Source organism: Maridesulfovibrio spiralis (SeqCode), from assembly GCF_048571135.1.
Lineage (GTDB): Bacteria > Desulfobacterota > Desulfovibrionia > Desulfovibrionales > Desulfovibrionaceae > Maridesulfovibrio > Maridesulfovibrio spiralis.
The window spans coordinates 181,402-205,958 of record NZ_CP182344.1 but is presented as its reverse complement, the minus strand read 5'-3'; the positions used below and the strand labels follow the sequence as shown (position 1 = coordinate 205,958).

19 protein-coding genes are annotated in these 24,557 nt (G+C 43.2%); 10 read left to right on the top strand and 9 right to left on the bottom strand.

Translation table 11 applies throughout. The features are described from left to right. Positions 1 to 203: 203 nt before the first annotated feature. The 3 genes from ACNI29_RS00855 (at position 204) to ACNI29_RS00845 (ending at position 3,546) form a co-directional block, all read left to right on the top strand. Entirely contained in the window at positions 204 to 503 is a 300-nt protein-coding gene (locus ACNI29_RS00855; RefSeq protein WP_419780312.1) for a plasmid mobilization protein, read from the top strand. Beyond that, positions 494 to 1,933 (top strand): relaxase/mobilization nuclease domain-containing protein, encoded by a 1,440-nt coding sequence (locus ACNI29_RS00850; RefSeq protein WP_419780311.1) that lies wholly within the window; start codon positions 494 to 496, stop codon positions 1,931 to 1,933. Before ACNI29_RS00855 ends, ACNI29_RS00850 begins: the two co-directional genes overlap by 10 nt. A gap of 836 nt (positions 1,934 to 2,769) precedes the next feature. Further along, a complete protein-coding gene (locus tag ACNI29_RS00845; protein WP_419780310.1) occupies positions 2,770 to 3,546 on the top strand; it encodes a substrate-binding periplasmic protein in 777 nt (258 codons plus the stop codon). Between the two features lie 70 nt (positions 3,547 to 3,616). Here the strand turns inward: ACNI29_RS00845 and ACNI29_RS00840 are convergent, their stop codons facing one another. Continuing rightward, positions 3,617 to 4,039: a sensor histidine kinase gene (locus ACNI29_RS00840; RefSeq protein ID WP_419780309.1), complete on the bottom strand. Its 423-nt coding sequence runs from the start codon at positions 4,037 to 4,039 to the stop codon at positions 3,617 to 3,619. A 126-nt stretch (positions 4,040 to 4,165) separates the two neighbouring features. Between ACNI29_RS00840 and ACNI29_RS00835 the strand changes: the two genes are divergently transcribed. Further along, positions 4,166 to 5,863, top strand: coding sequence for a S8 family peptidase (locus ACNI29_RS00835; RefSeq protein ID WP_419780308.1), 1,698 nt, complete (start codon positions 4,166 to 4,168; stop codon positions 5,861 to 5,863). 111 nt (positions 5,864 to 5,974) lie between these two features. Here the strand turns inward: ACNI29_RS00835 and ACNI29_RS00830 are convergent, their stop codons facing one another. Together ACNI29_RS00830 and ACNI29_RS00825 are read right to left on the bottom strand one after the other, a co-directional pair. After that, complete coding sequence (locus tag ACNI29_RS00830; protein WP_419780307.1) at positions 5,975 to 6,169, bottom strand: nucleotidyl transferase AbiEii/AbiGii toxin family protein; 195 nt, start codon at positions 6,167 to 6,169, stop codon at positions 5,975 to 5,977. Further along, complete coding sequence (locus ACNI29_RS00825; protein WP_419780306.1) at positions 6,166 to 6,909, bottom strand: DUF6088 family protein; 744 nt, start codon at positions 6,907 to 6,909, stop codon at positions 6,166 to 6,168. Before ACNI29_RS00825 ends, ACNI29_RS00830 begins: the two co-directional genes overlap by 4 nt. Before the next feature lie 509 nt (positions 6,910 to 7,418). Between ACNI29_RS00825 and ACNI29_RS00820 the strand changes: the two genes are divergently transcribed. The 5 genes from ACNI29_RS00820 (at position 7,419) to ACNI29_RS00800 (ending at position 13,313) form a co-directional block, all read left to right on the top strand. Next, entirely contained in the window at positions 7,419 to 8,546 is a 1,128-nt protein-coding gene (locus ACNI29_RS00820) for an HlyD family secretion protein (RefSeq protein ID WP_419780305.1), read from the top strand. Continuing rightward, on the top strand, positions 8,536 to 9,552 hold the full coding sequence (locus tag ACNI29_RS00815) for a DUF2955 domain-containing protein (RefSeq protein ID WP_419780304.1): 1,017 nt from the start codon (positions 8,536 to 8,538) through the stop codon (positions 9,550 to 9,552). The genes ACNI29_RS00820 and ACNI29_RS00815 overlap by 11 nt, the downstream gene beginning before the upstream one ends. A gap of 122 nt (positions 9,553 to 9,674) precedes the next feature. Further along, positions 9,675 to 10,940 carry a carbohydrate porin gene (locus tag ACNI29_RS00810; protein WP_419780303.1) on the top strand — a complete coding sequence of 422 codons (1,266 nt, stop codon included), beginning with the start codon at positions 9,675 to 9,677 and terminating at the stop codon, positions 10,938 to 10,940. A 254-nt stretch (positions 10,941 to 11,194) separates the two neighbouring features. Continuing rightward, positions 11,195 to 11,572: a hypothetical protein gene (locus ACNI29_RS00805; RefSeq protein WP_419780302.1), complete on the top strand. Its 378-nt coding sequence runs from the start codon at positions 11,195 to 11,197 to the stop codon at positions 11,570 to 11,572. Between the two features lie 85 nt (positions 11,573 to 11,657). Beyond that, positions 11,658 to 13,313: an amidohydrolase family protein gene (locus ACNI29_RS00800; RefSeq protein ID WP_419780301.1), complete on the top strand. Its 1,656-nt coding sequence runs from the start codon at positions 11,658 to 11,660 to the stop codon at positions 13,311 to 13,313. Between the two features lie 122 nt (positions 13,314 to 13,435). Here ACNI29_RS00800 and ACNI29_RS00795 read toward each other — a convergent pair whose 3' ends face one another. The 4 genes from ACNI29_RS00795 to ACNI29_RS00780 all read right to left on the bottom strand — a co-directional run bounded on the left by ACNI29_RS00795 (position 13,436) and on the right by ACNI29_RS00780 (position 18,392). Next, complete coding sequence (locus tag ACNI29_RS00795; protein WP_419780300.1) at positions 13,436 to 14,992, bottom strand: amidohydrolase family protein; 1,557 nt, start codon at positions 14,990 to 14,992, stop codon at positions 13,436 to 13,438. A 480-nt stretch (positions 14,993 to 15,472) separates the two neighbouring features. Next, positions 15,473 to 16,660 (bottom strand): tyrosine-type recombinase/integrase, encoded by a 1,188-nt coding sequence (locus tag ACNI29_RS00790; RefSeq protein ID WP_419780299.1) that lies wholly within the window; start codon positions 16,658 to 16,660, stop codon positions 15,473 to 15,475. Between the two features lie 369 nt (positions 16,661 to 17,029). Then, positions 17,030 to 17,299 (bottom strand): hypothetical protein, encoded by a 270-nt coding sequence (locus ACNI29_RS00785; RefSeq protein WP_419780298.1) that lies wholly within the window; start codon positions 17,297 to 17,299, stop codon positions 17,030 to 17,032. Positions 17,300 to 17,372: 73 nt separating this feature from the next. Then, the gene (locus ACNI29_RS00780) at positions 17,373 to 18,392 is read right to left on the bottom strand and encodes a tyrosine-type recombinase/integrase (RefSeq protein ID WP_419780297.1); all 1,020 of its coding nucleotides are present in this window, start codon (positions 18,390 to 18,392) and stop codon (positions 17,373 to 17,375) included. Between the two features lie 987 nt (positions 18,393 to 19,379). Here ACNI29_RS00780 and ACNI29_RS00775 point away from each other — a divergent pair. Next, positions 19,380 to 19,967, top strand: a complete 588-nt coding sequence (locus ACNI29_RS00775; RefSeq protein ID WP_419780296.1) for a recombinase family protein — start codon at positions 19,380 to 19,382, stop codon at positions 19,965 to 19,967. Between the two features lie 54 nt (positions 19,968 to 20,021). On the opposite strand, the gene ACNI29_RS00770 is transcribed toward ACNI29_RS00775, so the two are convergent. Together ACNI29_RS00770 and ACNI29_RS00765 are read right to left on the bottom strand one after the other, a co-directional pair. Beyond that, positions 20,022 to 20,450 carry a hypothetical protein gene (locus ACNI29_RS00770; protein WP_419780295.1) on the bottom strand — a complete coding sequence of 143 codons (429 nt, stop codon included), beginning with the start codon at positions 20,448 to 20,450 and terminating at the stop codon, positions 20,022 to 20,024. Between the two features lie 978 nt (positions 20,451 to 21,428). Further along, positions 21,429 to 24,554, bottom strand: a complete 3,126-nt coding sequence (locus ACNI29_RS00765; RefSeq protein WP_419780294.1) for a hypothetical protein — start codon at positions 24,552 to 24,554, stop codon at positions 21,429 to 21,431. Positions 24,555 to 24,557: the final 3 nt, after the last annotated feature.

The window sequence follows — 24,557 nt, the reverse complement described above, 5'->3', positions numbered from 1 at the left end:
GTAGTAAATTCGCAAAGTTCGCAAAAATCGCAATAAAAAAGAAAAAGTAGGGTTAACGCATAGCAGGTTCAGGTGCTCTGATTGGAGTGTGCTTCTCCTGCTAAGCCAGCCTACCCAATGTCACACTTTTGCTCCGCAAAAACATTGGGGCTGGTGAGGGAGTTGCTACCGCCTCCCTTCAAACCCTCTGGACGAAATACATTATGAATAACGCCAAAAAAACAGAAAATCTGTCCATGCGAGTGAGTCCAAAGGACAAAGAGTTAATTCTAGCAATGGCATCTGAAAGCGGAATGAGCATGGCCGATTTTGTTCGCGTGCGTTTGGGTCAGACCAGAGTGCGCCGCAGTAAAATTGAAAGAGAGAAATTACTTCACATGGCTCGTATCGGAAATAATCTGAATCAACTTGCCCGCTGGGCAAATACGCACAAGAGCAGTGCTGATTCACTTTTAGTTCTTGCTGAGCTGACCGCCATCGAGAAGGAGCTGAAATGTATATGAAGGTTTTCGCCCATGGTCAGGGTGATGGAGCCAAAGCCGTTAATTACGTGATTGATCCGAAACGGAAGGGGCGTGAAGAATCGCCGCCTGAAGTTTTGCGCGGAGACCCAGAGATAGTCCGAAAGGTGATCGGCTCAACTGATCGTAAATGGAAGTATACTTCCGGCGTTCTTTCATGGGCTCCAGAAGATCAGGTTTCGCCCGAAACTGAAAAGAAGATCATGGAAGATTTTGAGAAAACAGCTTTCGCAGGCATGGACCCTGATCAATATTCGGTCTTGTGGGTTCGGCACAGTCACGCAGGGCATCATGAGATGCATTTCATAATCCCACGTACGGAATTGACTCAAGATAAGGCTATGAATGCATGTCCACCGGGCTGGCAGAAGCAATATGATGTCTGGCGGGATTTATGGAACGAGCGAATGGAGTGGGCAAGGCCGGATGATCCGAAGCGGGCGCGGGTTGTTCAGTCGGGGAAGGAAATTCAGTTTGACAGCAAAAACAAACGGGCAGAGCTGAAGCAGCAAATTACGGATTATCTGGCTCAGGGAATTTCTAAGGGCGTTTATCAAAATAGGGATGATTTAATTGAAGGGATGGAAAAAGCAGGTTTTTCCATCCCACGTAAAGGCAAAAATTATATCACACTAGAGTCGTCTCAGGACGGTCAACGAATCAGGATGAAAGGAGGAATCTATGCAGCATCTTGGAGAGCTGACAAGCAAATTGAAAGAGCAGGTGAACTCGCAGTCGCAGGAAATGGAGCAAGCCGTGCAGAGCGTATTTCACGACTTGAGCGAGAGCTTGAGGAAGTACGCCGCAGCCGAGCTGAATACAATCAAAAACGATATGGACGATCAACTGCAAAAATTGAGAAAGAGGCAGTCCGCAATTTCGGCTTATCATTGGAGGCAAAATTTACTGGCAAATTTCCTATCCGCTTTGCTGCTAGTCATAGTGTCGGTCTCCATAACAGGATTCTACGGTTGGAGAATCAACGAGAATTACGAGGAGTTAAAAGAAATCAACACACAAATAGCAAGCCAGAAGAAGAATATAAGCAAATTTACAGCATGGAAGATCAACGCATATCAGACCGAGAATCAAAAATATCTGGTCTTCCCCAAGGGAATGAAGCTGGAAATAACACGCACAGAGAGCGGAAGTCCTGCGCTTTTACTAAAGAGGTAGATTATGAACGAGTTGAGTCAGAACTTATCGGAGGCATTGAGAAGAATAGAGAAGGAGCAAAGCCGGAGATTAAGCGAGCAGGACGAGAGAATTGCCGAACTGACAAGGGAGGTTCAAGGTTGTCGGGACTTGCAGAGCGACTTGGAAAGAGTCTTGAGCGAGTTGGAGCGGTTGTCGGGGCGTTTAAGATAAAACTAAAAAATATTCGCTTGGCTGGCACGAAATTAAGTCTGTAAATATGTGCTATTGAGTGTAGTCAGAAATAAAGCTTATTGTTGTTGTGAAGTCATTTTTATTGAAAATGTGAGATTTGGAGGTATAAAATGAAAGATCAGAGGAGTGAGAAGAAACGTGCAGTAAGTTTGTTGCCTGAATTGTAACGTATTCTGATTGATCGATTAGCTTTTAAAGACAGCATGCACCAAGTAATATTATCAGCTTTTGCACATATGACGACAGGCTCTCCACCACAATAATTAATACTAGTTTCAACACCTTTGGCACCTATAAGAAAGCAGGTCATTCAGCGCAATGCTGGTTGGCCTGTCTTTTTAATTCATGTTCACCAAATTAAAACTATGTATATATAAAAGAAAATCCGGCCAACAGGTGCGTTGATCAGACAATTAAAGTTCACTAAGAATCTGATACTCAAAATCAATTACTAAAAATTAAAAATGTTATCTAAATGGTTATCCTCACAAAAAAAACGATTAAGCTATTCCCCTAAATGGATAATTTTATTGAAAAAAAGTGGTGAATCTGAAAATAATTGAGCTCTTGACCTTTTGAATGCCATGCCAGCAGACACATTCACAACTGCTGAAATGATTGAACTATTTTTTAACCGGATAACATCTTTTCGAGATTTTATGGTATCTTGGGGTGCAAATGGTTATCCAAGACACAAAAGTTTAAAGGGGGTTACTGAGTTTGTTTTCCCTCTCTAAAAGTCACAATAGCACTTAACTGAGTGTCTAGAAAATTTTGGCAAGATCACGCTATACGAAAGACAGTAAGGATAATTGCTAGAAATTCATCCATATGCTAACTTAAAACGTAGGAGAGTTCTATGTGTAAATATTACTTTTGTACCTTAGCCTTTGTACTCTTGACCTTTTTTCCCTTGCAGTCCTCCTGTGAAACTCTCATTCTTGAATCATTTCACTACCCCCCGTACCTATACAAAGAAAATGATATTCAGGGAGCCGTTGCAGAAATAGTTGAAGTAATATTTGAGGAAACTAGTCATGATGTTCATTTTGAATTTTATCCAATGAAAAGAGCAATAACTACATACAGTAATGATTTGCACAATAGAATTATTGTCCGGGCAAAAGGCTCTTTTATTAACGAAAACATGGAAGAACACTCGGTATATATCCCACTCTTCAACGTAAGATGGGCGTTTTTGATAAGAGTGGATAGTACAGACATCAAAGATTTGGAAGATCTGAAAGGACGTTCTATAGGAGAGTTGCGCGGATCAAACAACATCGAAATATTTCGAAAACACTCAAAAAGAGTACACGAAGTTTCCAGTCATGAAAGCATAATCAAAATGTTGAAAATTGGTCGCGTGGATGTAATGAGTTCCTTGGACCTGACACTGTTAGATATTGTAGGCAGACATTTTCCGTTACAAAAGGATATGTTCAAACTTTCTACCTACAAAAAATATGACCCTTTGGTTCTGGTAATAGACAAAAACAATCATCAAATGATTGCCTTTTTACAAAATAGAGTACGTCAGCTGATAGAAAATGGAACCATCAAACAAATATTGGAAAAGTATTACAATGGAGCTGTTCCACCTAATATATTACTTACTGTGGATGATATAGAATAGCCATGACCGCACGTTTTTACCATCAGTGGGGTCATTAATCATACTGACGGTCACCACGATCCGATACCGGCTACCTGGGCAAGGTAATGACAAACGTTGTCCCTTTGCCTAGCTCTGTTTGAAATTCAATAGTGCCATCATGATTCTCAACGACAATACGTTGACAGATGGAAAGACCTTGGCCAGTTCCTTCTCCTACTTCATGAGTGGTGAAGAAAGGGTCAAAGATTTTATCCCTTATTTCATTCGGAACTCCAGTACCATTGTCAGCAACAGATACGAGCACACTGGAGTCGGTGGCTTTTGTGCTGATAACAATATCGCCCTTTTTTCCGCCTTGAGTTTTAAACTGCTCGCGTATAGCTAACGCCGAATTGCTCAAAAGGTTGATGATGACTTGTGTCATCTCAGATGGGCTCACCATAATTGATTGAATATATTCATCGAAGTCGAAGCGCAATATTATGGCGTGCTTGCAGAGCTGCCGCATCATGATATTTCGTTCCTTCAGAAAGCTACGACAAATCCGTTCGCAAGCCTTGATGCCGTTATGCACCTGACACCAAGAACAATGGCTCTATGCACGCCTTCCGATTCACTCGGAACAACAGAGACTCCGATGGGGGAAAGCTTTGATTCTCCCGTAGCAGCACTATTAGATGGCTATCCATATGCCAACCATAACTGCCTCTCTGGCAGAATCATAATTGATGATTTTCTTGATTTAGAGTCAAGGAGTCCCGCAGATAAACGGCACCATGGTACTGCAATGGCTTCGCTTATACTTCATGGAGATCTTCACTGTAACGATGAGCCTCCACTTAATACGAAGTTGCTTGTTATGCCTGTTTTGCAAGCAGTAGAGAACGGTAGAGGTGGCTTTGATGAAACCACACCACAAGATCAGCTCGCTATCGATGTTATTTACAATGCAGTCAAAAGGCTAAAGGAAGGGACGGCTGACCACGAGGCAATAGCTCCAGATGTAGTTGTTATCAATCACTCTCTTGGAGATCCTAAAGCTCCTTATGCTAATAGGATTAGTTCATGGGCAAGAGTTATTGATTACCTAGCCTTCAAGTATAACTTGTTGTTTGTAGTCAGTGCTGGCAATCATTCTCATAATCTAGAATTTCCTTCTCAAACGAGCACTATTAATTTTGAAAATCTTTCAGAAGATGAATTACAAGATTGCTATTTCGAAGCCCTTGCTTTGGATATGCGAAATAGGTCTTTGCTTGCTCCAGCAGAAGCAATAAACGCTATGACGGTTGGTGCATGGCATGCCGATCATTGTGACGTAGCCACCCCAAGACAATTTTGCGATATACTTCCACAAGGAAATGGACCAAGCCCTATCTCGGCTGTTGGTTTAGGGCACAAGCGAACTATCAAACCTGATCTTTTTTACGATGGAGGACGTATTCTCGGCAGAGTTATGCCAAGCGGAGGGTGTTGTTCATTGATTCCTTCAGTGCAACCTTCCCGGTTCAGCGGTCAGCGAGTTGCTGCCCCCTCTGGAGCAGGTGATTCTAATGGTACAACAAATACTTGTGGCACAAGTAATGCCGCTGCTTTAATCACTCGGAGATCAATTCAGCTCAATGACATGCTCGACGAATTAGGTGAAATGTTTCCTGATTCGTATGTCCCACAGTCACATCGGGCTGTCATGCTTAAAGCGTTGCTTGTGCATGGTTGTAGCTGGCCTAAGGGCTTAGATAAGCTAGATAAACTTATAGAACCGATAGGCCCCCGCCAACATTCTCCACGCCGTACCAATATTGCCAGATTGTTAGGTCTCGGGCGTCCCGATATTTCACGAGTTCTTTCTTGTACTGCTCAACGCGCAACGCTGATATTTTGGGACAGTATTAGAGTTGACCGTTGTCATAAGGTTCGTATTCCTTTACCTCCTTCACTTTCTGCTCGAAAAGAGATTAGAAGGCTTACTACAACACTTGCATGGTTTTCTCCTATTAATCCAAGGCATCAGCAATATCGTCAAGCCGTTTTAGAGTTGAAACCTAATGGGGGAGAATGTGGCGTTGAACGAAAGAATATACTCCAGCCGCCAAATACTACAGTAGAAAGGGGTACACTCATTCACAATATATTTGAGGGGACCAGAGCAGTGCCTCTTAATGATGATTTAGAGCTGAATGTCATTTGTCGTAAACAAGCTGGACATCTTGACGACGAAGTCCCATATGCACTGGCAGTTAGTTTTGAAGTAGGGGTTGATTCAGAAATCGATGTCTATGCAGAAGCCTGTGCCTACCTTGGCATTACTATTCAGGAACCCATTACTCCTTAGTTTGAATATTTTAAGATGCAAGCGTGTGTTTTATTCTACTTGCATATCTATGACTTGATGCATTCAAGTTCGTTTTAAAGGTTTTGTGTTATCGGTGTTAATTATTCCATATTACACACCGTATGCTTTGGAAAGTGAAGTCCCGCCTTTGAAAACGGTCGCATCTGCAAGGTCTGTCTGGGCAATGCGATAGAGGGCCAATGTCAGCCAGTAATCTTTTTCAATGAAGATATTTTGCAGGCGGAGGTGTTCTGCTGTGGCCTGTATCGCGTCTTCAAAAAGTTCTTCGGATTCGTGAAGCTTCACACTATACCCCATGCCTTTTTGTTTTTCAGAATCGTATTAGATATTGGCAATTTGTATTTCGTATATGGGTTCAAAGTAGTACGCAACGATTCGATTAGAAAGGGTTTAGCTAACCCTTCGGGAATGGTTTCGCAAAGGGATCCACAAAGGGTTCGAACCATGGGAGGGTATGCTTTCGCAAACTCAACCAGTCTTTTCAATTCGCTTTCTGTAAGGTCTTCCATCCTTTTCCCGACCGCAGCAACAATTTCGTCCGGTGTGCAATCCTGAGCTTTCTTGATGAACCTTAGAGCTTCGAGCAGCTCTATCAGTGGGATGTATTCTTTCTCTATTGATGAAACATAACTGCGCACGAACTGGACTTGAAGTTTACCCACAGTTTGTTTTTTTCTAGGAGTGATACTCGCAATGGTCAGAGTGTTCGGAACCTGCGTGGCTATCTGAAGTTTGAGGTATACGGACTGTCCGGTGAGGATTCCGGTAATCCTATCGTCTTTGCGTGTCAGAAAAGAAATAAGTTCCTCGTCAGAAGGGCTGACCTTCCCAAAAATGGTTTCCTTTGGGCGATAGAAAGTTCCTTTTGCCTGCCGGATTAAAACCTGCTTTTTCACCAAACGCTCCAAAGCCTTTGCTAGAGCTTGCGGTTTGCTTTTCTGCAAGTCCCGAAAGTTCTGATAAGTGATGATCTTCCCCGGTGGGATCGATTCTATATAATTATTTATCTGCGCTGAAACTTGCATGATTTAATATGCTCCTGAAATAAAGTTATTCTCCTTTTGTTATTTGTCAAGTTTTTAGTGGTTAAAACGTGACATTTGAATCATATAAAATTGTTAATCCTTTGTGCTTAGGGCGTGGGCATTTTGAAATTGTAATATGTTTTGCGTTGAGCCGAAGGCGTATATGGTCCCACCTAGAGGTCAAGAGAAAAAAACTTTAAAGCCAAGAAAGTGGATGCATACGTATATTCGGCGTCAGCTTGTTTCATTTAGAGGCTGCGCCATGTTGGTAGCGATTACCGTTGAAAATATCGCGTGTGGATTCTTGACAGAATGAAGGCTCTCATCCCATTATTGTTTTCAGCAGGTGCATGATGAATTAAAAATAAAATTCATCTGTTTTACGATGGTTTCTGCTCGCTCATCCCTTCCAATTAGATGTAAAAGATGACAAACAGGGACGATTTAGAATATAATTAAGACAAAAACGTGATAATGGATCATTACATTAGACATTAGGAGATAACGTTGTGCCCGACATAGTGAACGATGACGAAAAACCGGAAAAGATTGATGATACAGAGGCCAGTCCCGTTCAAAGTGATCCAGTTAAATCTGCTGTTCTCACAGTCTTTTTTGTTTGTATAGCCATCTTTCTAATCTCCGTGGTCGCGGATAGGTATATACCTTTCACTACTTTGGCCCGAGTGCAGGGATTCGTCATCCCCATGACTCCCCAAATCGGAGGAGATCTTTCAGAGGTTAGCGTTGCAGTCAACCAGTTGGTGAAGCAAGGAGATATTCTTGCTCGTATTGATGACAAGAATTACCGGATCGCGGTTAGCCGTACTCAGGCTACTTTGGATCAGGTAATGCAATCTGTTGGGGGGGACGCCCAGCTCATCGAGTCTGCCGAGGCCAAAGTAGCCTCTGCCGCGGCTCAGTACTCAAATTACAAAGTGCAAGCGAAACGTGTTTTTGAGTTGGAGAAAAAAGGCGTTCTGGCGCAAGCCGAGGGTGATTCGGCAAGAGCTGAGCTCAAGAAAGCTCGGGCTTCCTTAGATGATGCTCAGGCAAATTTGCGAAGCAAGATTACTCAGTTGGGAAAAGGTGATGAGCAGAATCCCCGAATCAGGGAAGCTTTGGCAAATCTGCGCGATGCTAAAATAAATTTGGAAAGAACAGTAATTGCCGCCCCTACAGATGGCGCAATAACAGACCTTCAGGTTCGTGAGGGTAATACGGTTAAAGCCGGACAAGCGATCATGACTTTTATTTCTTCCGTTGATGTATGGGTCGAAGCTGCTATGCGTGAAAACTGTATCGGAAACATTGTCTCCGGAGACGAGGTCGACATAGCCCTTGATATCGCTCCTGGGAGGGTCTTTCAGGGTAAGGTTATCAGCATAGGATACGGTGTGGCGACAGGAAAGGAGACAGCTCCTGGTAGTCTGCCTATTGTTGAATCAAAGAGTGGTTGGCTTCGAGAACCGCAACGTTTTCCCGTAATCATTGCCTTTGCTGATGATAGTGCGAAGGGGTTGCGGCGTGTAGGAGGTCAGGCCGATCTGGTTGTCTATGCCGGAGACAATTTTCTCTTCGATACTCTTGGTTGGATATGGATTAGATTAATTAGCATTCTTTCCTATGTTAGATAACACTAAACTAGATTCGCGCATTTCGAGGTTTGCAGTTGGAGCCACTGTGACCGCTCTCATAGCCTTTTGCGTTAACTGGCCTATGGCATATGTCGCGCCAGTTCTGGTCGTCAAGTTCCTGAGCCAGCCCCTTAAATCCTTTGGTCTGGGTACTGCGCTACAGCTTGTTATGGTTATAGTCGGGGCGTTTTTTGTAGGGTTTCTGTTTGCGAGCATTTTCTTTCCGTTTCCTCTTGTTTTTATCCCCGCTCAGGGCCTCGTATTGTTCTGCCTGTTTTACTCCTGCTACAGAGGCATGTCTCAGATTTTTGTCACTCTGGGCTTGGTTTCATTTACTTTGCTGCCGCTATTACACAGCTCAAGTGCAACTCTTTCCGGGACGGTTTTTACCCACATTGTATTGGGCGGAATCTTGGCAATCGTCGTAACCCTCTTTGTGTGGAATGTCTTTCCGCATTCTTCTGTATCCAGTGTTCAGAAAAAGGTTGCCCCGCGGCCAATGGAAGTTCCGCACCTTTTTGCATTCAGAAGTACTATTGTGCTTCTCCCGCTGTCTATTCTCTTTATTTCTATGGAATGGTCGAGCGAAGCTCTGGTTCTGGTGTTTGCGGCTATTTTTCTGCTTACACCAGAGCTTTCTATGGGTAAGGCTGCTGGGATCAGCTCTCTTGTGTCGACCTTGCTCGGTGGCATGAGTGCAATGGCTTTCTATTATATAATAGTGCTGACCCCTTCTGTTCTCTTTCTTGCGGCCATGTTGCTGCTGGTTTTTCTACTGTTCGGCGCGGTGATTTTCTCTGACTCGAAGTACGCTAGGTACATGCCATCTGCTGCAACCTGTTTCTTGATATTGGTTGGAGGTTCCATGAAGCCGGATGCCGACTTTGAAAGTGCGTTCTTCCGCCGGTTGATTCTCATCTTTGGTGCGACATTGTATACGGTGCTTGCGCAAGGAATTTTGCAACGCCTGTTCCCTGTGCCAGAGCGAGAGGATAGCACGCAGTGAAGCCATACACCTCTTTTCTTAGCCGGATCAATGGTCCAATTAGTAACTTGCTGTGGGCATGGACTAGCCCGCATCAAATATTGAAACGTCATTCTTTTTCATAAATTAAATTGGTGATAAATGTGCGTCTTTTCGTGTTTTTGTTTATTTTCATTCAGCAGATTATTTTAGGTGTTCCTATTGTTTTTGCTCAAACAGCGAATGCCACGAGTTCTCCCCAAAATAAGGTGCAACTGGGAGGTCCCAATAGTGTCGGAGCAGTGCTGGAGAAAGATGAATCTCTCAAGCCTGCAATTAAGACAGATTTCAGTTGGCTTGACGAATACACCGACTTCAAAGAACAGCTTGAAAAACAAACCGGGCTAGCATTTGGTTTCGACTACAACGCCTTTGTCCAAGAGGCTACTAGTAGCATGGGAGATAAAACCGCAGCGAGCGGAGCATTTCGTTTCTATGGGAAGTGGCTCCTTTTAGGAGAGGATTCTGATGGGGCCGGAGGTTTCGTATATAAAGTGGAGAATCGCCATACCATAGTTACGGATATCCCTCCGCAATCTTTGGGGGGTGAAATCGGCTATGCAGGATTAACGGCTTTGCCTTTTTCCGACATGGGCTGGGCGTTGACTAACGCTTATTGGACACAAGAATTCTCAGATACGAACATCGCCATTGCGGTCGGTATTGTCGATTCCACTGATTATACTGACACATACGCTTTCGTGAATCCTTGGACTGATTTTGTAAACTCCGCTTTTTTGAATGCTCCAACTATTCCATTTCCATCTCAGGGATTGGGAGCAGCAGTGCGCTGGAATTTGAGTGATCAGTTTTATGTTCTTGGAGGATTAGCCAACTCGAATGGAGATCCTACCCAGCCGTGGAAAGAGTTTGAAACTTTTTTTGGTGATCATGAATATTTCAAGCATATAGAGATAGGCTGGTTCTCTTCATGGAATAAAAAATTTGAGGACAACATTCATCTCACAGCTTGGCACGCGGATGGAGTTGAGAAGACGGGCGCCCGGGCCGGTAAAGGTCTTGCTCTTTCGGCAAATCATTTGGTTGGTGAAAACTGGCTGCCTTTTGCTCGTTTAAGTTGGGCGGATGGTGGAGGAATGCCGATCGATCAGTCTGTCAGTGTTGGAGTTGGGCATTTTTTCCGGTCGAAGAGCGATCTTCTTTCTTTGGGGTTGGGATGGGGCCATGCTTCGAGCGATATGTCCAACATTGAGAACGTGGACCAATATACTGTGGAAGCATTTTACCGATTTCAAGTATTGGAGCAATTAGCTTTGACTCCTGACATTCAGGTAGTGGTCAATCCAGTTCTCAATCCCGATAAAAAGTATATAACCATTTTCGGTTTACGTCTTCGTTTAAATTTTTAGATCTACACCTAATCCACTTTAGCGTCGCCCTTCCCATACTTTTGAGAAGGGCATTTTTTGTGAGCAATTCTTTGAACTCACATGGTTGGCGATGAGATTAATCTACAACCTGCATGGGGCGGATAATAGTTAAATTTCAAAATAATTGAGTGCTTCAAACAAAAAAAATATTGCTTAACAAGCAAAATAATAGCTATAGTGCAACGTAGTAATTACATTGCGAATAACTAACTAATTTAACAGTCGAGGGTAGCATGAGAATTGCGTTGGCAATTGCGCTTGTAATGTACCTGTTTTCAGTAGCAATTGCCGAAAACAGAAAAGAAATTACCGTTGAACTTCAGGTTCCAGATACGACGTGGACTATCCAGATAACGGAAGTTCGTGAAGTCGGAAACGAATTGTGGGTTGTTTCCCATCTTTCACAAGATCCAGACATGATGGGGGCGCAGGTCATCTCCACAGTAAAGAACTCCATTGAGTTGGTTGCTCCAGATCTTCCGGTTAAGCAGTTTGTAACTGGGAAAACTTGGAACTGGGATAATGGAGAGGATTACGTCTTTATTTCGAGCATTAATGATATTGAACAGGAGCTTGATACTGGTAGAATTTTTTATAAACCGGGCAAATAAGTCGGTTTGGTTCTGTTGGTTATTTTTTTAACCAACAGTTGTTATACTATCTTAATTGTTTTTAAATATTGCCTAGGGGGCTGAAATGACTAAACGAATCGCAGTTTTCATCGCGACTGTTGCGGTGTTGCTCTGCACTACCTTTACCGCAAATGCACAAGATTATGATCTTGTCATTAACGGTGGTCGGGTAATGGACCCGGAAACCATGTTTGACGACGTTGCCAATGTGGGTGTTAAAGATGGTCGTATTGCGATCATAACTAAAAAAAAGATCAAAGGGAAAGAAACCATCAACGCTAAAGGTATGGTTGTTGCCCCTGGGTTCATTGATACCCATTGGCATAACGACAGGCCTTGGGCTAATAAGCTAGCCCTTCGTGACGGAAGAACTACTGCTCTTGATCTCGAAATTGGTACACACGGACCATATTTGGACCAGTGGTATAAATCTCGTGCTGGGACTAATCAAATAAACTACGGGCAGGCTGTAGCACATGAATTCGCGCGTTCCGAGGTTCTTGATGGGTTCAAGGAATGTCAGGACACTCCAAGTGCAGTACATAGCCGGACGGCTGGTAATGGCTGGAGTTCCAGACAGCCTAGCTTAGAAGAGGGAAACAAGATTCTTCAATTCCTCGACGAAGGTTTGGTAGCTGGAGGGCTAGGCGTTGGCTCAACCCTCGGTTATATGCGTGATGGTGTTTCAGCTCGAGAGTTTTTTGAGTTGCAACATCTGGCTTCTCTCTATGGAAGACAGACTGGCGCTCACTTCCGCTACACCCCCGGTACTGAAGTAACCGAAGCCAATGGCATTCAGGAATTGCTGGCTAATGCTGCAGCTCTAGGTGCTCCGGCTCTAGCATGTCACTTTAATAATCCCGGTTATAACTTAGTTCATGAACTTCTGGTCCGTATGCGTGAACGGGGCATGAACGTTTGGGGCGAAATATACCCTTATGCAGCAGGATCAACAGCTCTGAATGCAGTATTCTTAGAGCCTGAAATGTGGGTCGACCAGCTTGGGTATAAGTATGAAGATACAATTCAAGATGTGGCGACTGGCGAGTTCTATACACAGAAAAGCCGTGAAGAAATGCTCAAGAAAGAACCCGCAAGAGCCGTTTTAGTCTACAAAATGCCTAAGTCCGCTATTATCGACTGGCTCAAATTACCAGGTGTTACCATTATCACTGATGGTATGCCTTTGATTCCAGATGATGGCCTTACATGGGATACCCCTTACGACAAATTCCCGAATACTCATCCGCGCCTGTCGGGTAGTTTCGCTAAAGCCCTTCGCCTAGCGAGAGAAAACGACATCCCTCTAATGCAGATTATTGCTATGTCCAGCTATAACTCAGCCGTTCCCCTCGGGAAGATGGGACTGACCTCTATGCAGGAACGCGGCCGTATGCAGCAGGGAATGGTTGCAGATATTACTATCTTCGACCCTAAGAAGGTAACTGACAATTCCACCTATGAAAAAGGAACCATCCCTTCAACAGGTATTCCTTACGTCATCGTTAACGGTGCCATTGTAGTCAAGAAGTCCAAAGTACTTAAAGGCGTCAATAATGGTCAGCCTATTCGGTTCGAACCTGTTAAGAGTCGTTTCAAGCCAATTACTATTAAGGAATGGACTCAGAAATACTATGCTTCTCCTGTAGATTTCGGAGGAGGAGTTCCCGGTTCTCAGCCAACGATTGAACCTTCAACTGCAATGCCTCATATCGACTAGTATTAAGACCTTGAACTAGTTAACAAAAAAGTTGTTTGCCGACCCATGAACAGGGTTGGCAAACAGCTTTTTTTATCGTCAACAATACAGCATGCTGTACAATCTTATTTCGTCAGCCTCGCTTACTTTTTCACCTGACGTCTTATTGGTTTTCCCGGAGCAGCGTCTGTGATGAGCTTTCCATCTGCAACGATTGGTAATCCATTCACGATTACAGCCTGAACGCCGACTGCTGCATGGTTTGGGTCTTCGTAAGTAGCTTTGTCAGCTACTGTTTCAGGATCAAATACGACGATATCAGCATCCATTCCTTTCTGAATGCGTCCTTTCTTTTTCATCTGCGGGACAAAGTCCTCAAGAATCTGGGCTGGCATCAAGCACATTTTGCGTAATGCTTCCTGCAAAGACATAAGTTTACGCTCCCTAACGTACGAGCGTAGAATTTTAGCAAATGCGCTGTTAGAGCGGGGGTGTGAGAATGCTTTTTCGGGCAGAGGCCAAGCTTCGCCGCTGTAGTTTTCAATATGATTGCCATCAATAAGCATCCAGAACATTTCATCCGACTCGATATTAACTCTGGGGTGGAGGATGGAAGCGTCCAGGAGCGCTAGATCTTCTGGATTGCTCTCGTCAATAAAGTGCCAGTTGATGAATGTCCCGGGTTTGTTCTTTTGGTAGTCGGCTAGTTGTTCTTCGGTCATCCGGTTGGGTCCTAGCTGAAAATTGTTGGCAGTAGATCCCATGCGTTCTCGCCACCCCTCACCCGTGAACATGGCTGCTCCGACTACTGTGCTGGCCGCTCCGTATGGGTAAGCTCCAACGGTGATATTGATCTTTTTTTCAAAGGCTTCATCAACCATTTTAAGGATTGCATGGATATCTTTAAGTGATGAGCTGTTTATATGGCATATATGCATATGAGCTCCGGTGATGGCCGCGTTGGCTATCAACTCCTGAACAGCTTGAAAGGAACTATGGGGCTCTGTGTTGCTGGCGTATCGGGTGTGGGTAAAGGTTGCCACATCTCTCTTGGCCGCAAGCTCTGCTAACGCAAAATATTCCTTCTGACCGTAGCCCGGTGCGTACCCTGCATTAATACCAATACCGATTGCGCCCTCATCCAATCCCTGTTCAGTGAGTTTTAGAATCTGCTCTTGCTGCTCAGGCGTAGCAATCTCCATTTTCCAATCATTTCTACTCTGGGCATTCTGGAAGTACTCAGGAGTTGCTTCAGGCCCTTTCCCGCTAAACGTCGCAATACGCGCGAAGGTCCAGCCGGCTGCGGCACCGTAATTGATGGGAAGGTTTCGGTTCGCTTGGGAGTCATACCACTCTGCAACGGGCAGAACACCTGACTCCAGTTCCAGCATGGTCGTGACGCCCTGTACGGCTTGCATACGGTAGTCACCAATATTCTGACCATGAGCGTGAATGTCGATAAACCCTGGGGCCACAACATGACCGGTTGCATTAATACTCTGTTTACCTTTAATCTTTTTGGAGGTGATGATGGAGATGGAACCATCTATAATTCCAACGTTAGCTATTCGATCAAACTTTGTTTCCGGGTCCATAACGCGACCATTGTTAATGACAATGTCATACTCGACTGCACTGGCCGACATGGATTGCAGTAGGCATAAAATCAAGAGACTTAAAACTACAATTAATCTTTTCATTATTCTTCTCCTTTTGATATTTTTATTAACAATATCCTAAATTACCCTTATTTCCACAAGTCCAGTGGTTCTTTTAGAGAATTGAAGCGTCTAATAATATGATATTCTCCTGTTTAATCCTAGTATAATAAATGCGCTTTTATTTGAGGGGCAAGAGTCTGTCTCTAGAGTCATATGTGAGCAGATTGATCCTGTGCAAAATGAAAAATGACAGACGATGTGCTATTTAAGATTTTGAAATTTTACGAAAGTCAATAATTGTTAAATTTAATTTTTTTTATTTTCAGGAGGGCTGGGTATTAATCAAGACAAAAAACTTACTTTTATAGAGAGACAGTCTCTAAATTCATAGAAGTTGACGGCCGGGATTGAATAAGTATTACTTATAATGGGTTGATAAATGAAAATGTGAGAAAATAAATTAATTATTTAAATATGTTTATGACTTAAATGCAGTCTGGTTGCGCGAGTTTTAGCCTACTAATCCTCCAAAACCTTAACCGCTTTCCTAAGCCCATCAGGAGCAAGGTGCGCATAGCGTTGAGTCATTTTAAAGCTACTATGCCCCATAAGCTCTTTTACAGTGTACAAGTCTGTTCCTAGTTGGACATGCCATGATGCAAAGGTATGGCGGAGATTATGAAAGCACATTTTTTGTCTTGAGTCGTCTATGCCTTGGTTGAACATCTCCGCAACGATTCTGCCATATGTTTTAGAAACTCGCGCAAGTTTGCCTCCATCAATTGTATTGAACAGTCGCTCTGATTTTGAATGAGGTTCTAAAGCTCTTCGTTCTAGCATATCACGTACGGGCTTAATGAAAAATGCCTTTCGGTTTACTGGGGTCTTTGGATCTCGGATATAAATATCTTCATTTTCGAAATCGATGTCCTGCCATGTAAGGGATGCAATTTCTCCGAATCGTAATCCGCAGTATAAGGCTAGAATAGCCATGTCGTGGGTTTCGGGGGATCTTGTTTTTAGCTCTTTGAAAAGTCTGGTTGCTTCATCTTTCGTCAAAAAGCGGGTGCGCCGATTGTCTTTTTTTGGGAGTTTCACTTTTTTAGTGGGGGAGTCTTCTGCAACAAGTCCATCGCGTTTTGCAAGATTCCATACTTGTGAGATCACGGCTAAAGCATAGTTGACAGATGCTACACTTCTACCCTTTGCAAACATAGCGGATGAAACTTTTTCAACATCTTTAGCTTTGAGTCTTAAAAGCTGAACCTTGCCTATCTTTGGGTATATCCAGTTTCTATAAAGTGCTGACTCAGCTCCGAGAGACCCGACAGACTTATAGTTTTGCGTTGGCCAGTAGCTTTGTTTCCAGAAATCAGAGAAGGTGATAGATTCTTTTTCTTTTGTTTTTATCTCTTCTTGTTCTTGCAGATATTTCTTCTGGTTCTTTTTCCGTTTTTCTGAAAGTGAGAAGTCGCCTTTGCCGGTTTTATAAGCTTCCTTGAGCTTTGAAAGTTCTATCGCTGCTTTTTGCTCAGTCCAACCTTCACTAGCCCAGCCGAGAGTCGGTTGAAATCTTCTTCCAGCCGCCGCATAGCGTAAGGCATAGCACTTATCAAATTTTACCCCATGCTTTCGAGTTGCATGCTGGTACCATCGAACACCCGAAAATTTTGCAGAAGTAACCCACTTTCTTTTTTCCTTCGCCATACGTCCCTCCAAAAGTGCGGTACCACTTAGGTACCACTTTTTGTAAAAAACAACCTGAAATATGGTGATATGAAAATAAGTGTTAAGTCGTCAAGTCTCTTTTAAACAAAGGGATAATGTGATGTTTTGTGAAGTGAAATGAAGTGTGAAAAAATTGAATGGCATTCAAGAGGCCAGGAGTTCAATTCTCCTCAGCTCCACCAGATATTTCAAGGACTTACAATGAAAATTGTAAGTCCTTTTTTCGTTTGGGGAACCGGGCGGGGAACTTTTGTGGTTCACCAGTTTTGATGATTTTGAGAGTCATTTAAAACAAAAAAGCCAGCCCCTCCGAAGAAGGACTGGCTGGGGTATTAAGTTGTATGTTGTTTAGTGCTGCATGGCTGATGGATTAAGGCTTGTAAGCGTCTTGCATACTTGTGCAATGGTTTCAGGGCTACATCCAACAAACATTGTTGATTTATCACCTTCCTCGGACCACCAATGGAGCACGCCACCGTTGATGAAAGTAAAGGTTAAGATCTGCTTATTGATTGTGGATGACTCCCAATAACCTTCAACGCCAGTTTTTTTGAGGTAGTGATCAAATTGCGCTAAAGTTCCATTAAAGTATCCGACGACATTATTCATATTTTTCATTTTATTTCCTCTTTTTTTAATTATTTCAGGTTTAAGTGCGATGCCGAGGACCCAATCCCCGACATCGTTTTTTTTAGAGGGGTGGTAATAAATTGACCGCACGTATCTTCTCGTTTTTCTGAACGTGGTAGTATTGGTCAGCGGTCATCTTCGTTGATGCGTGTCCTAGTATTGCGGAGACCGAAGCTAAATCTGCCCCATTATTAAGGGCTGAAGTCGCATGTAAATGCCTTGTATCATAGGATATAATTTCGTTGGGCACTCCCGCTCTCTTACATGCATTCCTAAATCCTTTGCGCATACTTTTGATCTTTCTACCGTGATACTCAACCAAGAATCCTGTTTTTGCTTTCTCTCTACGTTCTTTCAGTTTCTCAAGTAACTTATCGGTTAACGGTATGATCCTCCATTCGGTTGTTTTAGAGCCAAACACTCGTATTTGTTGATTCTGCCAATCCACCCAACTCCACTGTAAGGAAAGCAACTCGCTTTCACCTGTGCGGACTCCGAGGTGAAATGCCAGTTCAAGAGCCCATGCCACATGCGGTGCAGCGTTTTTGATGATTGATTTGAGCTGGTCCACAGAGAGGGTTGACTGTCTCGGCATTTCCTTGGCTTTCTTCCACTTCTGCAACGGATTCTGTTGGGTGTATCCTTGATCTACTCCGAAGTTGAAGATGATCTTCAAGTAAGACATGTAGCGATTACGAGTGGTAGGGGAGTTGTTGGCGTAGCGTGACATCATGAATTTCACAATTTTTTGCTGGGTAAGTCTGTTCACAGGCACTGTTCCCAGTTCAGGAAGTATGTGGTTGTTCATGATAGAAGCGAAGTCTTTTAGCCAACGGCCCGCTTTGCCCTCGCACTTCTTTTGATCAATGTATAATTGAGTCAGTTCATCGAGGTACATGTCATCGTGATGGGGATTGATATTTTCCCCACGTTTTTTCTTCAGCTTAATCTCAAGGTCGAATGCTTCTGCTTCTCGTTTGCCTTGCGATGTCTTGTCGAAGTTCTTGCTACGTTGTTTTCCGAATTCATCACGATACCTAACGAAGTATGATCCAGTTTCAGGTCTTCTATGTACACTCATGTTACACCTCCAGCTTTTTAAGGCTTCGTTTGTTGGTAAAAGCCTTAATTTTAAAGCAGTTGGGAGTGCTCATCCACGTGTTCAATGTTGAGGCCGCAAATCTATTACGATTAGGGCCACAGCGTGGAACCTGATGTTCTGTTGCAAGGTGTCTGAAATGGTCCGGTGAGTAGCCGCAGTATTCGGCGGCGTCTTTGAGATTGTAGAAAGGACCAGTAATTTCAACTTGATTACATAATTGTTGTTTCTCCATTTTGATGTGTATTCCTTGACCAAAAAGATGATTGGGCAATAGCCTCCCAATGAGGCACCCCGTATGGGTTTGCCTGCTCTTCAAGACGCAGTGAATATCGTGAATAATAATGTCGAAGCTGTGTGCTTCAGTAATAGGTGTCATCCGTCAGGGGTGACTTGAAGATTAACTGCCCTGACTTCTGACAGGGTTGGGCTTACGATGATCGTTTCCCGATTCCCAATCTCTGGGAGTAGACTGTGAGGGAGTGTGAAGATATCCCATTATCTGTTCTTTTACGCAAAGAGTCTAGAAATAGTCAAGAGAAAATTTAAAAAAACTTCCGCCCCCCGACCCGAAGATCGGGGGGAAGTCCATTACCACTGGACTAACCTACTCTAGTAGGACCTTTTGTGTGTGCTGTGCGCGAACCTAATCAAAAGTGTGCAGACAACCAGAAGCCCTCCATTCATTATTGCAAGTGCAAAATGAAACCCATCCGGTATGTTGTTGAGCCCTAACCCTTCTGGAGTCCACTTTTGATATGGCTCACATATATGGAATTTCTCTATATAAAAGCTGATTATACAAATCCAATGACAACAAAACGTTCGTTTTCTTTTGCACTTTTTAAACCCAAATCTTAAAATAAAACGTGCCTTTTCTTTTACTGTTATCGTAAAATTAAATTGGTTTTGGGGTTTTATTTTACATTGAAGAAAACGGAGAAGATTATGCCCAAAGTAGTTGCCTATATGCGCGTCAGCACTCACAAGCAGGACACCGAGAATCAGGAACTGGAAATTCTTAGATATGCCAGCAGCCGCGACATGAATATCGACCACTGGTTTAAGTTGGAAATATCTTCGCGGAAGTCCATGAGGGACCGCCGCATAGATGAGTTGATGGATATGTTGGCATCTGGCGATACCTTAATCGTGTCGGAACTTTCTCGACTCGGTAGATCTCTTTCTCAGATTGTGACTATCGTGGATGAACTGATTGAAAGGAATGTGAGGTTCATTGCTATCAAGCAAAACATGATCCTTGATGGCAAAAACGATATGACTGCCAAAATCCAGATCGCTATGTTCGGTGTACTCGCTGAAATCGAAAGAGACCTCATCAGTGATCGTACTCGTTCTGGGCTGGCCCGTGCTAAGGCCAACGGTATAAGTCTTGGTCGTCCTAAGAATTCCCAGTCTTCAATATTGGATGAAAAAAAGAATGAAATAGCTGAGATGTTGGAGAAAGGAATTTCAAAAGCATCCATAGCCAAGGTCATGGGTGTGTCGGGGCCTGCCCTTCATTATTTTTTAAAAACTCGACAAATCGCGCGATAACTTTACCATTCGAAAAAAACCGCACCCATTAGTAAGCACGGTTTTCTTTGAAGACTACTTCTTTGCATCAGCATCTTCTTTCTTTACTGCTCCCGCAGGATTTTCAGTATCTTCCTTGTTTTCCGATACCACCTTTGTGAGAATGATCTTGCTGCCCTCAACGATTTCAACATTGAATCGATCTTCATACTTGAATTCTCCCTTGAGCATGTTCTTGGTCAGGCGTACCTCACCCTTGAAATTCACCATGGGTAATTTCCTGTTGCCCTGCTTATACAGGCCCGGAACTTCGTAGAACTTACGGTCTTCATTACAAAGGCGCATGATGTGCTGACGCAGTGACTGCTTGGAAGCTATACCAAGCTTTTCCTGAATCTGATCTGCATTCAGCTTATCATCAACGATCATTTTACGAAGTTCATCAGCGTTGTACTTGCTTTCGAACATTTTCTTGCCAGTGCCAGATGTATCCTTTTTAACCATGCTTACCTCCGTTTATTGGTATTTATTCTTTTATTTCTATATGTTGAGGTAGAAAGTTAAAATTTTAAGCTGTTTTTTCAGCAAAAAGGCAAGAAATCGCGCATAATTGGGGTTGTCCTGCGAGTTTTCTGTTTTGGGAATGGGAAGGCTAGAAAAATTGTTTTCTGCGAGGATATGGGGTGTTTTGTCGATAGAATTTTTATGAATTTCAGTATCATACAGCCGAGGACCCATGAAAAGAAGGGAAGGCAACAACTTCAACCTATTACAAGCTGTGTGACCTGAAAGATTATTCCCTTACACGGAATGAAAGTAAGCTGATTTCGATAACTGATTTTCAAGGAAGGACTCGGTGATCAAGTAAAAAACGTATGCACCGGGCGAGGCTGTCAGCTACTATTGAAATTGCAATTTCTGCTACTCCAACATCTACAGCAGTAATTTACAGTTGGCAGTCTCATCTTCCATAAAGGATATTTTCTGAGGGACCTCGGCGTTTGTCCTGCAATAATAGATATGCATCAAAGAAGGAGGGTGGGGATCCCTCCGATTTTTTTACCGACAAGGAGAGGGATGTTATAGAAATGACCAAAAAGCTGGGCTTTATGGGCCAATGAAAAGTGTTCAATGGTCTGGATGACACCTACAAATGAGGGGAGAAAAGTTCTGGTGGTGAGCCCATATGTTCTATAGGCTAAAGTCCGGCCCCGAAGGCCCCGATTTTGTGATGAAAAATGGGGAGGGGGTGAATTAGAAATAAAAAATAAAATATTTTATTTATTAATTAATTATATTTTTCTTTCTTCTTTCGTTTTTTTTCTTCCTTTGTAGGTCTAAGGGGAGAAATTTTCCCTAAAATCTGGGCCTTCGGGGCCAGCAGCATTTGCGGCCCACATATCCCAGCTTTTTGTAGCAAAAGACAGCAACAGGGTAGAGAATATAAAAATTCTCCACCCTGTGTTTTTTTTGATGTCTGGGCTAACTCAGTGAATCAGTGCTGAGAACAAGGACGCGTATTCGATCATCGCATGTTTCTCTTTTTGTCTTATAGGAATCATTGTCTTCTGCAAGCAGCAATCCTTCATTAGAGAGACGTTTGTGGATTTGAGTTTCAGTCATTATGGTTTTACGCTTTAATTTTTGTGATGCATTGCGGTAATTTTTTATTGCTATGCCTGATAACAAGTATATTTCCTTGCTGTCTTTGTTAATATATCCCCCTTTCTCTCCTTGTGGGGTCATTTCACCTGTTACGGGATCAACTTTCCATCCCCACAGCTCAGGGTTAGAAGGTGCTCCACCATTTACAGAATCTACAAAGTGCATCGTACCACTATTTAGTGCAACCTTTATATCCCCCAAGTATTGCGCTGTCGGCTTTGGATTTATGAATTCCCCATGGCGTTGCATGGCAAGTTGTAGGGCTCTTTCTCCTCTTGCCAGAAGGTTGTCTTTTTCTTCTTGAGTGATAACTTCATAGTCTTCAAAACATTGGAGTATTACTTCTAAGCTTACCATCAAGTCTGCATAATTGTCAGGGGTTCGGTGATGGATAGTTTTGAGATGATCATTTTTATCTCTGTATTCATTTCGGCGAGTGATCAGTTCTTTCTTGAAGCTGTCAATTTTAGGGGCAAGCCACTGGATAAACGCTGCTGCGCTGGCAGTAAGTAGCCCTTGCCGACCTGCACTCTGAAGCTTTGACAAAACATCATTGTTAATCGTTTCCGTTGTGAGTGGTGTAATTACCATCCTACCGCGAAGGCTAAGTGCGCTCCCCTTTCCTTTTGGAATTTGTTCTCCTGTGGCTAAAATTAGACCCTTAGGGACATAAGCCTCTATGAGTTCTTTTGATGTTCCCATGCGAGTTCGTCCAGCTTTATTTGATTGCCCGCGAAGGATGCGATCAGCAAATTCATCAAGTTCTGCCTGCTTTGCAATTGTTGTTTCCTTAATATAGTCGTCCATGACAGTTAGTGCGTCTTTTGCCATTGCAACCATCTTTTCTGTGCTATTTGCCGTGGATATCCAGTTGCCTAGCGGAGCTGAAGATGCGAACTCTTTGCCATAGTGAGCTTGAAGAACCCGCGCAAGAGCGGTTTTTCTACTGCCTGTGTGCCCATACATGAAGAGCGAATACTCGGGTGGTAAGGCCTCTGAGAGAATAGCTCTGTATGCACCAATGAAGCCTACAAAACCAACGCAGTCTGGCGCGACATCGATAATTTTTATACTCGCTTTCATTCCGGCAACCTTGTCATCCCGTGTTGGCATTGGAATGTTATAGTGAACAAGGCTTTGTTCTAACCGGACAGATGTGTTTGGGTTAATGCTATCTTCTGACATTGCTCCTGCTGCGGAGAGGTAGTGATCTTTGCCATCAATTTTTCGAAATCCAGTATGCGAATATGCTGTCTCATATACTACATTGTTGCTTAATTCTTTGATCGCTATCCCTAGATTGGTGAGTTGGTTAGAGTAGCATACGGCTTTCACGCCGTATTTTGAGTCTATGAATCCCAGTTTTTTGAATTCAGTAGCAGTCCAAGTAATTGGATCGAAAACTTTTCCATCCTCGTGCCTCCCTTCAAGATAGTAAAACTTTTGTTCTTCATAGCCGTCATCTAAAGTAATTTCCTTGGTTATTTCAGCGGAGAAATTGCTTAGTTTTACCGGAGTATGACCATCCCCAGTAGGTTTGTTGTGATAGAGGCAATTGTTCTCCTCGTAGAACAGGGGTGGTTCTTCTAGCGATTCATAAGCATATTTTTTCGCAGCTTCTTCAATGATTGGGTCATATTGATTGTAAGTTATTCCACGATTTTTTAGTTTTCCTCGGAGCTTAGTAAACTCAGGCAGATCTTCCATTTTTAGCGTTACAAATGCTTGAATTACTTCATCTTCATAGATGATGTCTTTATTTTCCTTAACTTGAGAAAGTGCTTGATAGGCAGTCAGCTTAGCTTGCTTGGTGAGGCCTCCTTCACCAAGCTGGATAGGCGATTTGACATGTCCTTTGAATGGGCATGACGCACATCCCTGAAATCCATGTTCTGAGGCGATATGACTGCAAGTATGTGGGGTGTGACTGCTCGCATGACCATACTTGTTACCAGTTTCATCGTATGTGTAATTCGGGTATGGGGTGCTTAACTCGTGAGCAATTTTTTCACCGTCTACGCAACGAGAGAGTATTGTCAGCATGGAGAACCATTCTGGTTCCGGCAGTTGCGCTGCATCGTCACGGCAGTGTTGCATCCATGCACATCTTTTAATGATGAGATCAAAGTTTGAAGGTTCAAATTGCTTTGCTTGGTGCGTGGACTTTGTTTTTTGCGCAGGTGTTAGCTTGTTTTTCTGCTTGGGTGGTTCTGGTATTAAATTTTTCTCGATTTCTGCAACGGAGTATCGAGGAACATTCAAGGTGTTACTGATCCATTTTACTTGACGCGTGGTTCCTGTTTTAAGGTTATAGGAACCTACTACCCTGTATACTCTGCATATGTCAGAGGTGTTGTCGATAGTATATCCAGCTCTTTGGGCAATAATGCGGATGTTAGCCTGAAACCTTCTCAGTAATTCTTTCGCAGATTCTCTGTCTTTTTCAGTGTACATGTACAGCGGTTCATCGAAAAGCCAGTATACGTGAAGTCCTCCCCCACTGTTCACTATTATGCTGGGGGGGAGTGGGAATTGTTTCAGTATATTGAGTGCTTCCTCTTCGCTGGGAGGGTAGTTGTTTCCTGCATGTCCGACACCGTTGATGTCGATATCAACGTGGGTGCAGGTGATGCATTGCACATCTTTAGCTGTGCCACGTTTGTTTGTCTTAGGAATTTTATTAATAAGTCCAGTACCGTAGTAAATCTCTTTGTGGTCCCTGTTTTTGAGGGTATATTCGTATGCATCCTGTGTATTTCCTATTGGAATTGGCTTGAAATGGCCGTCTTTTTTGCTAGCCAGCATTAGATAGCCCGTGGCTCCTTTAAAAATAGTATCTAAGAATATTTTCGGATTAACTTGCGGAGGCGGTGGAACGCAAAAGTCTTTAGTTGGTACACACGGGGAGTGTTCAAATCTATTGAGATTACTGTGTTCTGTCATAAT

What these genes read in the sequence shown, in the direction of transcription:
- ACNI29_RS00805 (WP_419780302.1), top strand. Translation starts at nt 11,195, where the DNA reads ATGAGAATTGCGTTGGCAATTGCGCTTGTAATGTACCTGTTTTCAGTA.
- ACNI29_RS00765 (WP_419780294.1), bottom strand. Translation starts at nt 24,554, where the DNA reads ATGACAGAACACAGTAATCTCAATAGATTTGAACACTCCCCGTGTGTA.
- ACNI29_RS00835 (WP_419780308.1), top strand. Translation starts at nt 4,166, where the DNA reads ATGGGGGAAAGCTTTGATTCTCCCGTAGCAGCACTATTAGATGGCTAT.
- ACNI29_RS00785 (WP_419780298.1), bottom strand. Translation starts at nt 17,299, where the DNA reads ATGAAAAATATGAATAATGTCGTCGGATACTTTAATGGAACTTTAGCG.
- ACNI29_RS00850 (WP_419780311.1), top strand. Translation starts at nt 494, where the DNA reads ATGTATATGAAGGTTTTCGCCCATGGTCAGGGTGATGGAGCCAAAGCC.
- ACNI29_RS00790 (WP_419780299.1), bottom strand. Translation starts at nt 16,660, where the DNA reads ATGGCGAAGGAAAAAAGAAAGTGGGTTACTTCTGCAAAATTTTCGGGT.
- ACNI29_RS00795 (WP_419780300.1), bottom strand. Translation starts at nt 14,992, where the DNA reads ATGAAAAGATTAATTGTAGTTTTAAGTCTCTTGATTTTATGCCTACTG.
- ACNI29_RS00845 (WP_419780310.1), top strand. Translation starts at nt 2,770, where the DNA reads ATGTGTAAATATTACTTTTGTACCTTAGCCTTTGTACTCTTGACCTTT.
- ACNI29_RS00770 (WP_419780295.1), bottom strand. Translation starts at nt 20,450, where the DNA reads ATGGTTAAAAAGGATACATCTGGCACTGGCAAGAAAATGTTCGAAAGC.
- ACNI29_RS00775 (WP_419780296.1), top strand. Translation starts at nt 19,380, where the DNA reads ATGCGCGTCAGCACTCACAAGCAGGACACCGAGAATCAGGAACTGGAA.
- ACNI29_RS00855 (WP_419780312.1), top strand. Translation starts at nt 204, where the DNA reads ATGAATAACGCCAAAAAAACAGAAAATCTGTCCATGCGAGTGAGTCCA.
- ACNI29_RS00815 (WP_419780304.1), top strand. Translation starts at nt 8,536, where the DNA reads ATGTTAGATAACACTAAACTAGATTCGCGCATTTCGAGGTTTGCAGTT.
- ACNI29_RS00840 (WP_419780309.1), bottom strand. Translation starts at nt 4,039, where the DNA reads ATGATGCGGCAGCTCTGCAAGCACGCCATAATATTGCGCTTCGACTTC.
- ACNI29_RS00800 (WP_419780301.1), top strand. Translation starts at nt 11,658, where the DNA reads ATGACTAAACGAATCGCAGTTTTCATCGCGACTGTTGCGGTGTTGCTC.
- ACNI29_RS00825 (WP_419780306.1), bottom strand. Translation starts at nt 6,909, where the DNA reads ATGCAAGTTTCAGCGCAGATAAATAATTATATAGAATCGATCCCACCG.
- ACNI29_RS00780 (WP_419780297.1), bottom strand. Translation starts at nt 18,392, where the DNA reads ATGAGTGTACATAGAAGACCTGAAACTGGATCATACTTCGTTAGGTAT.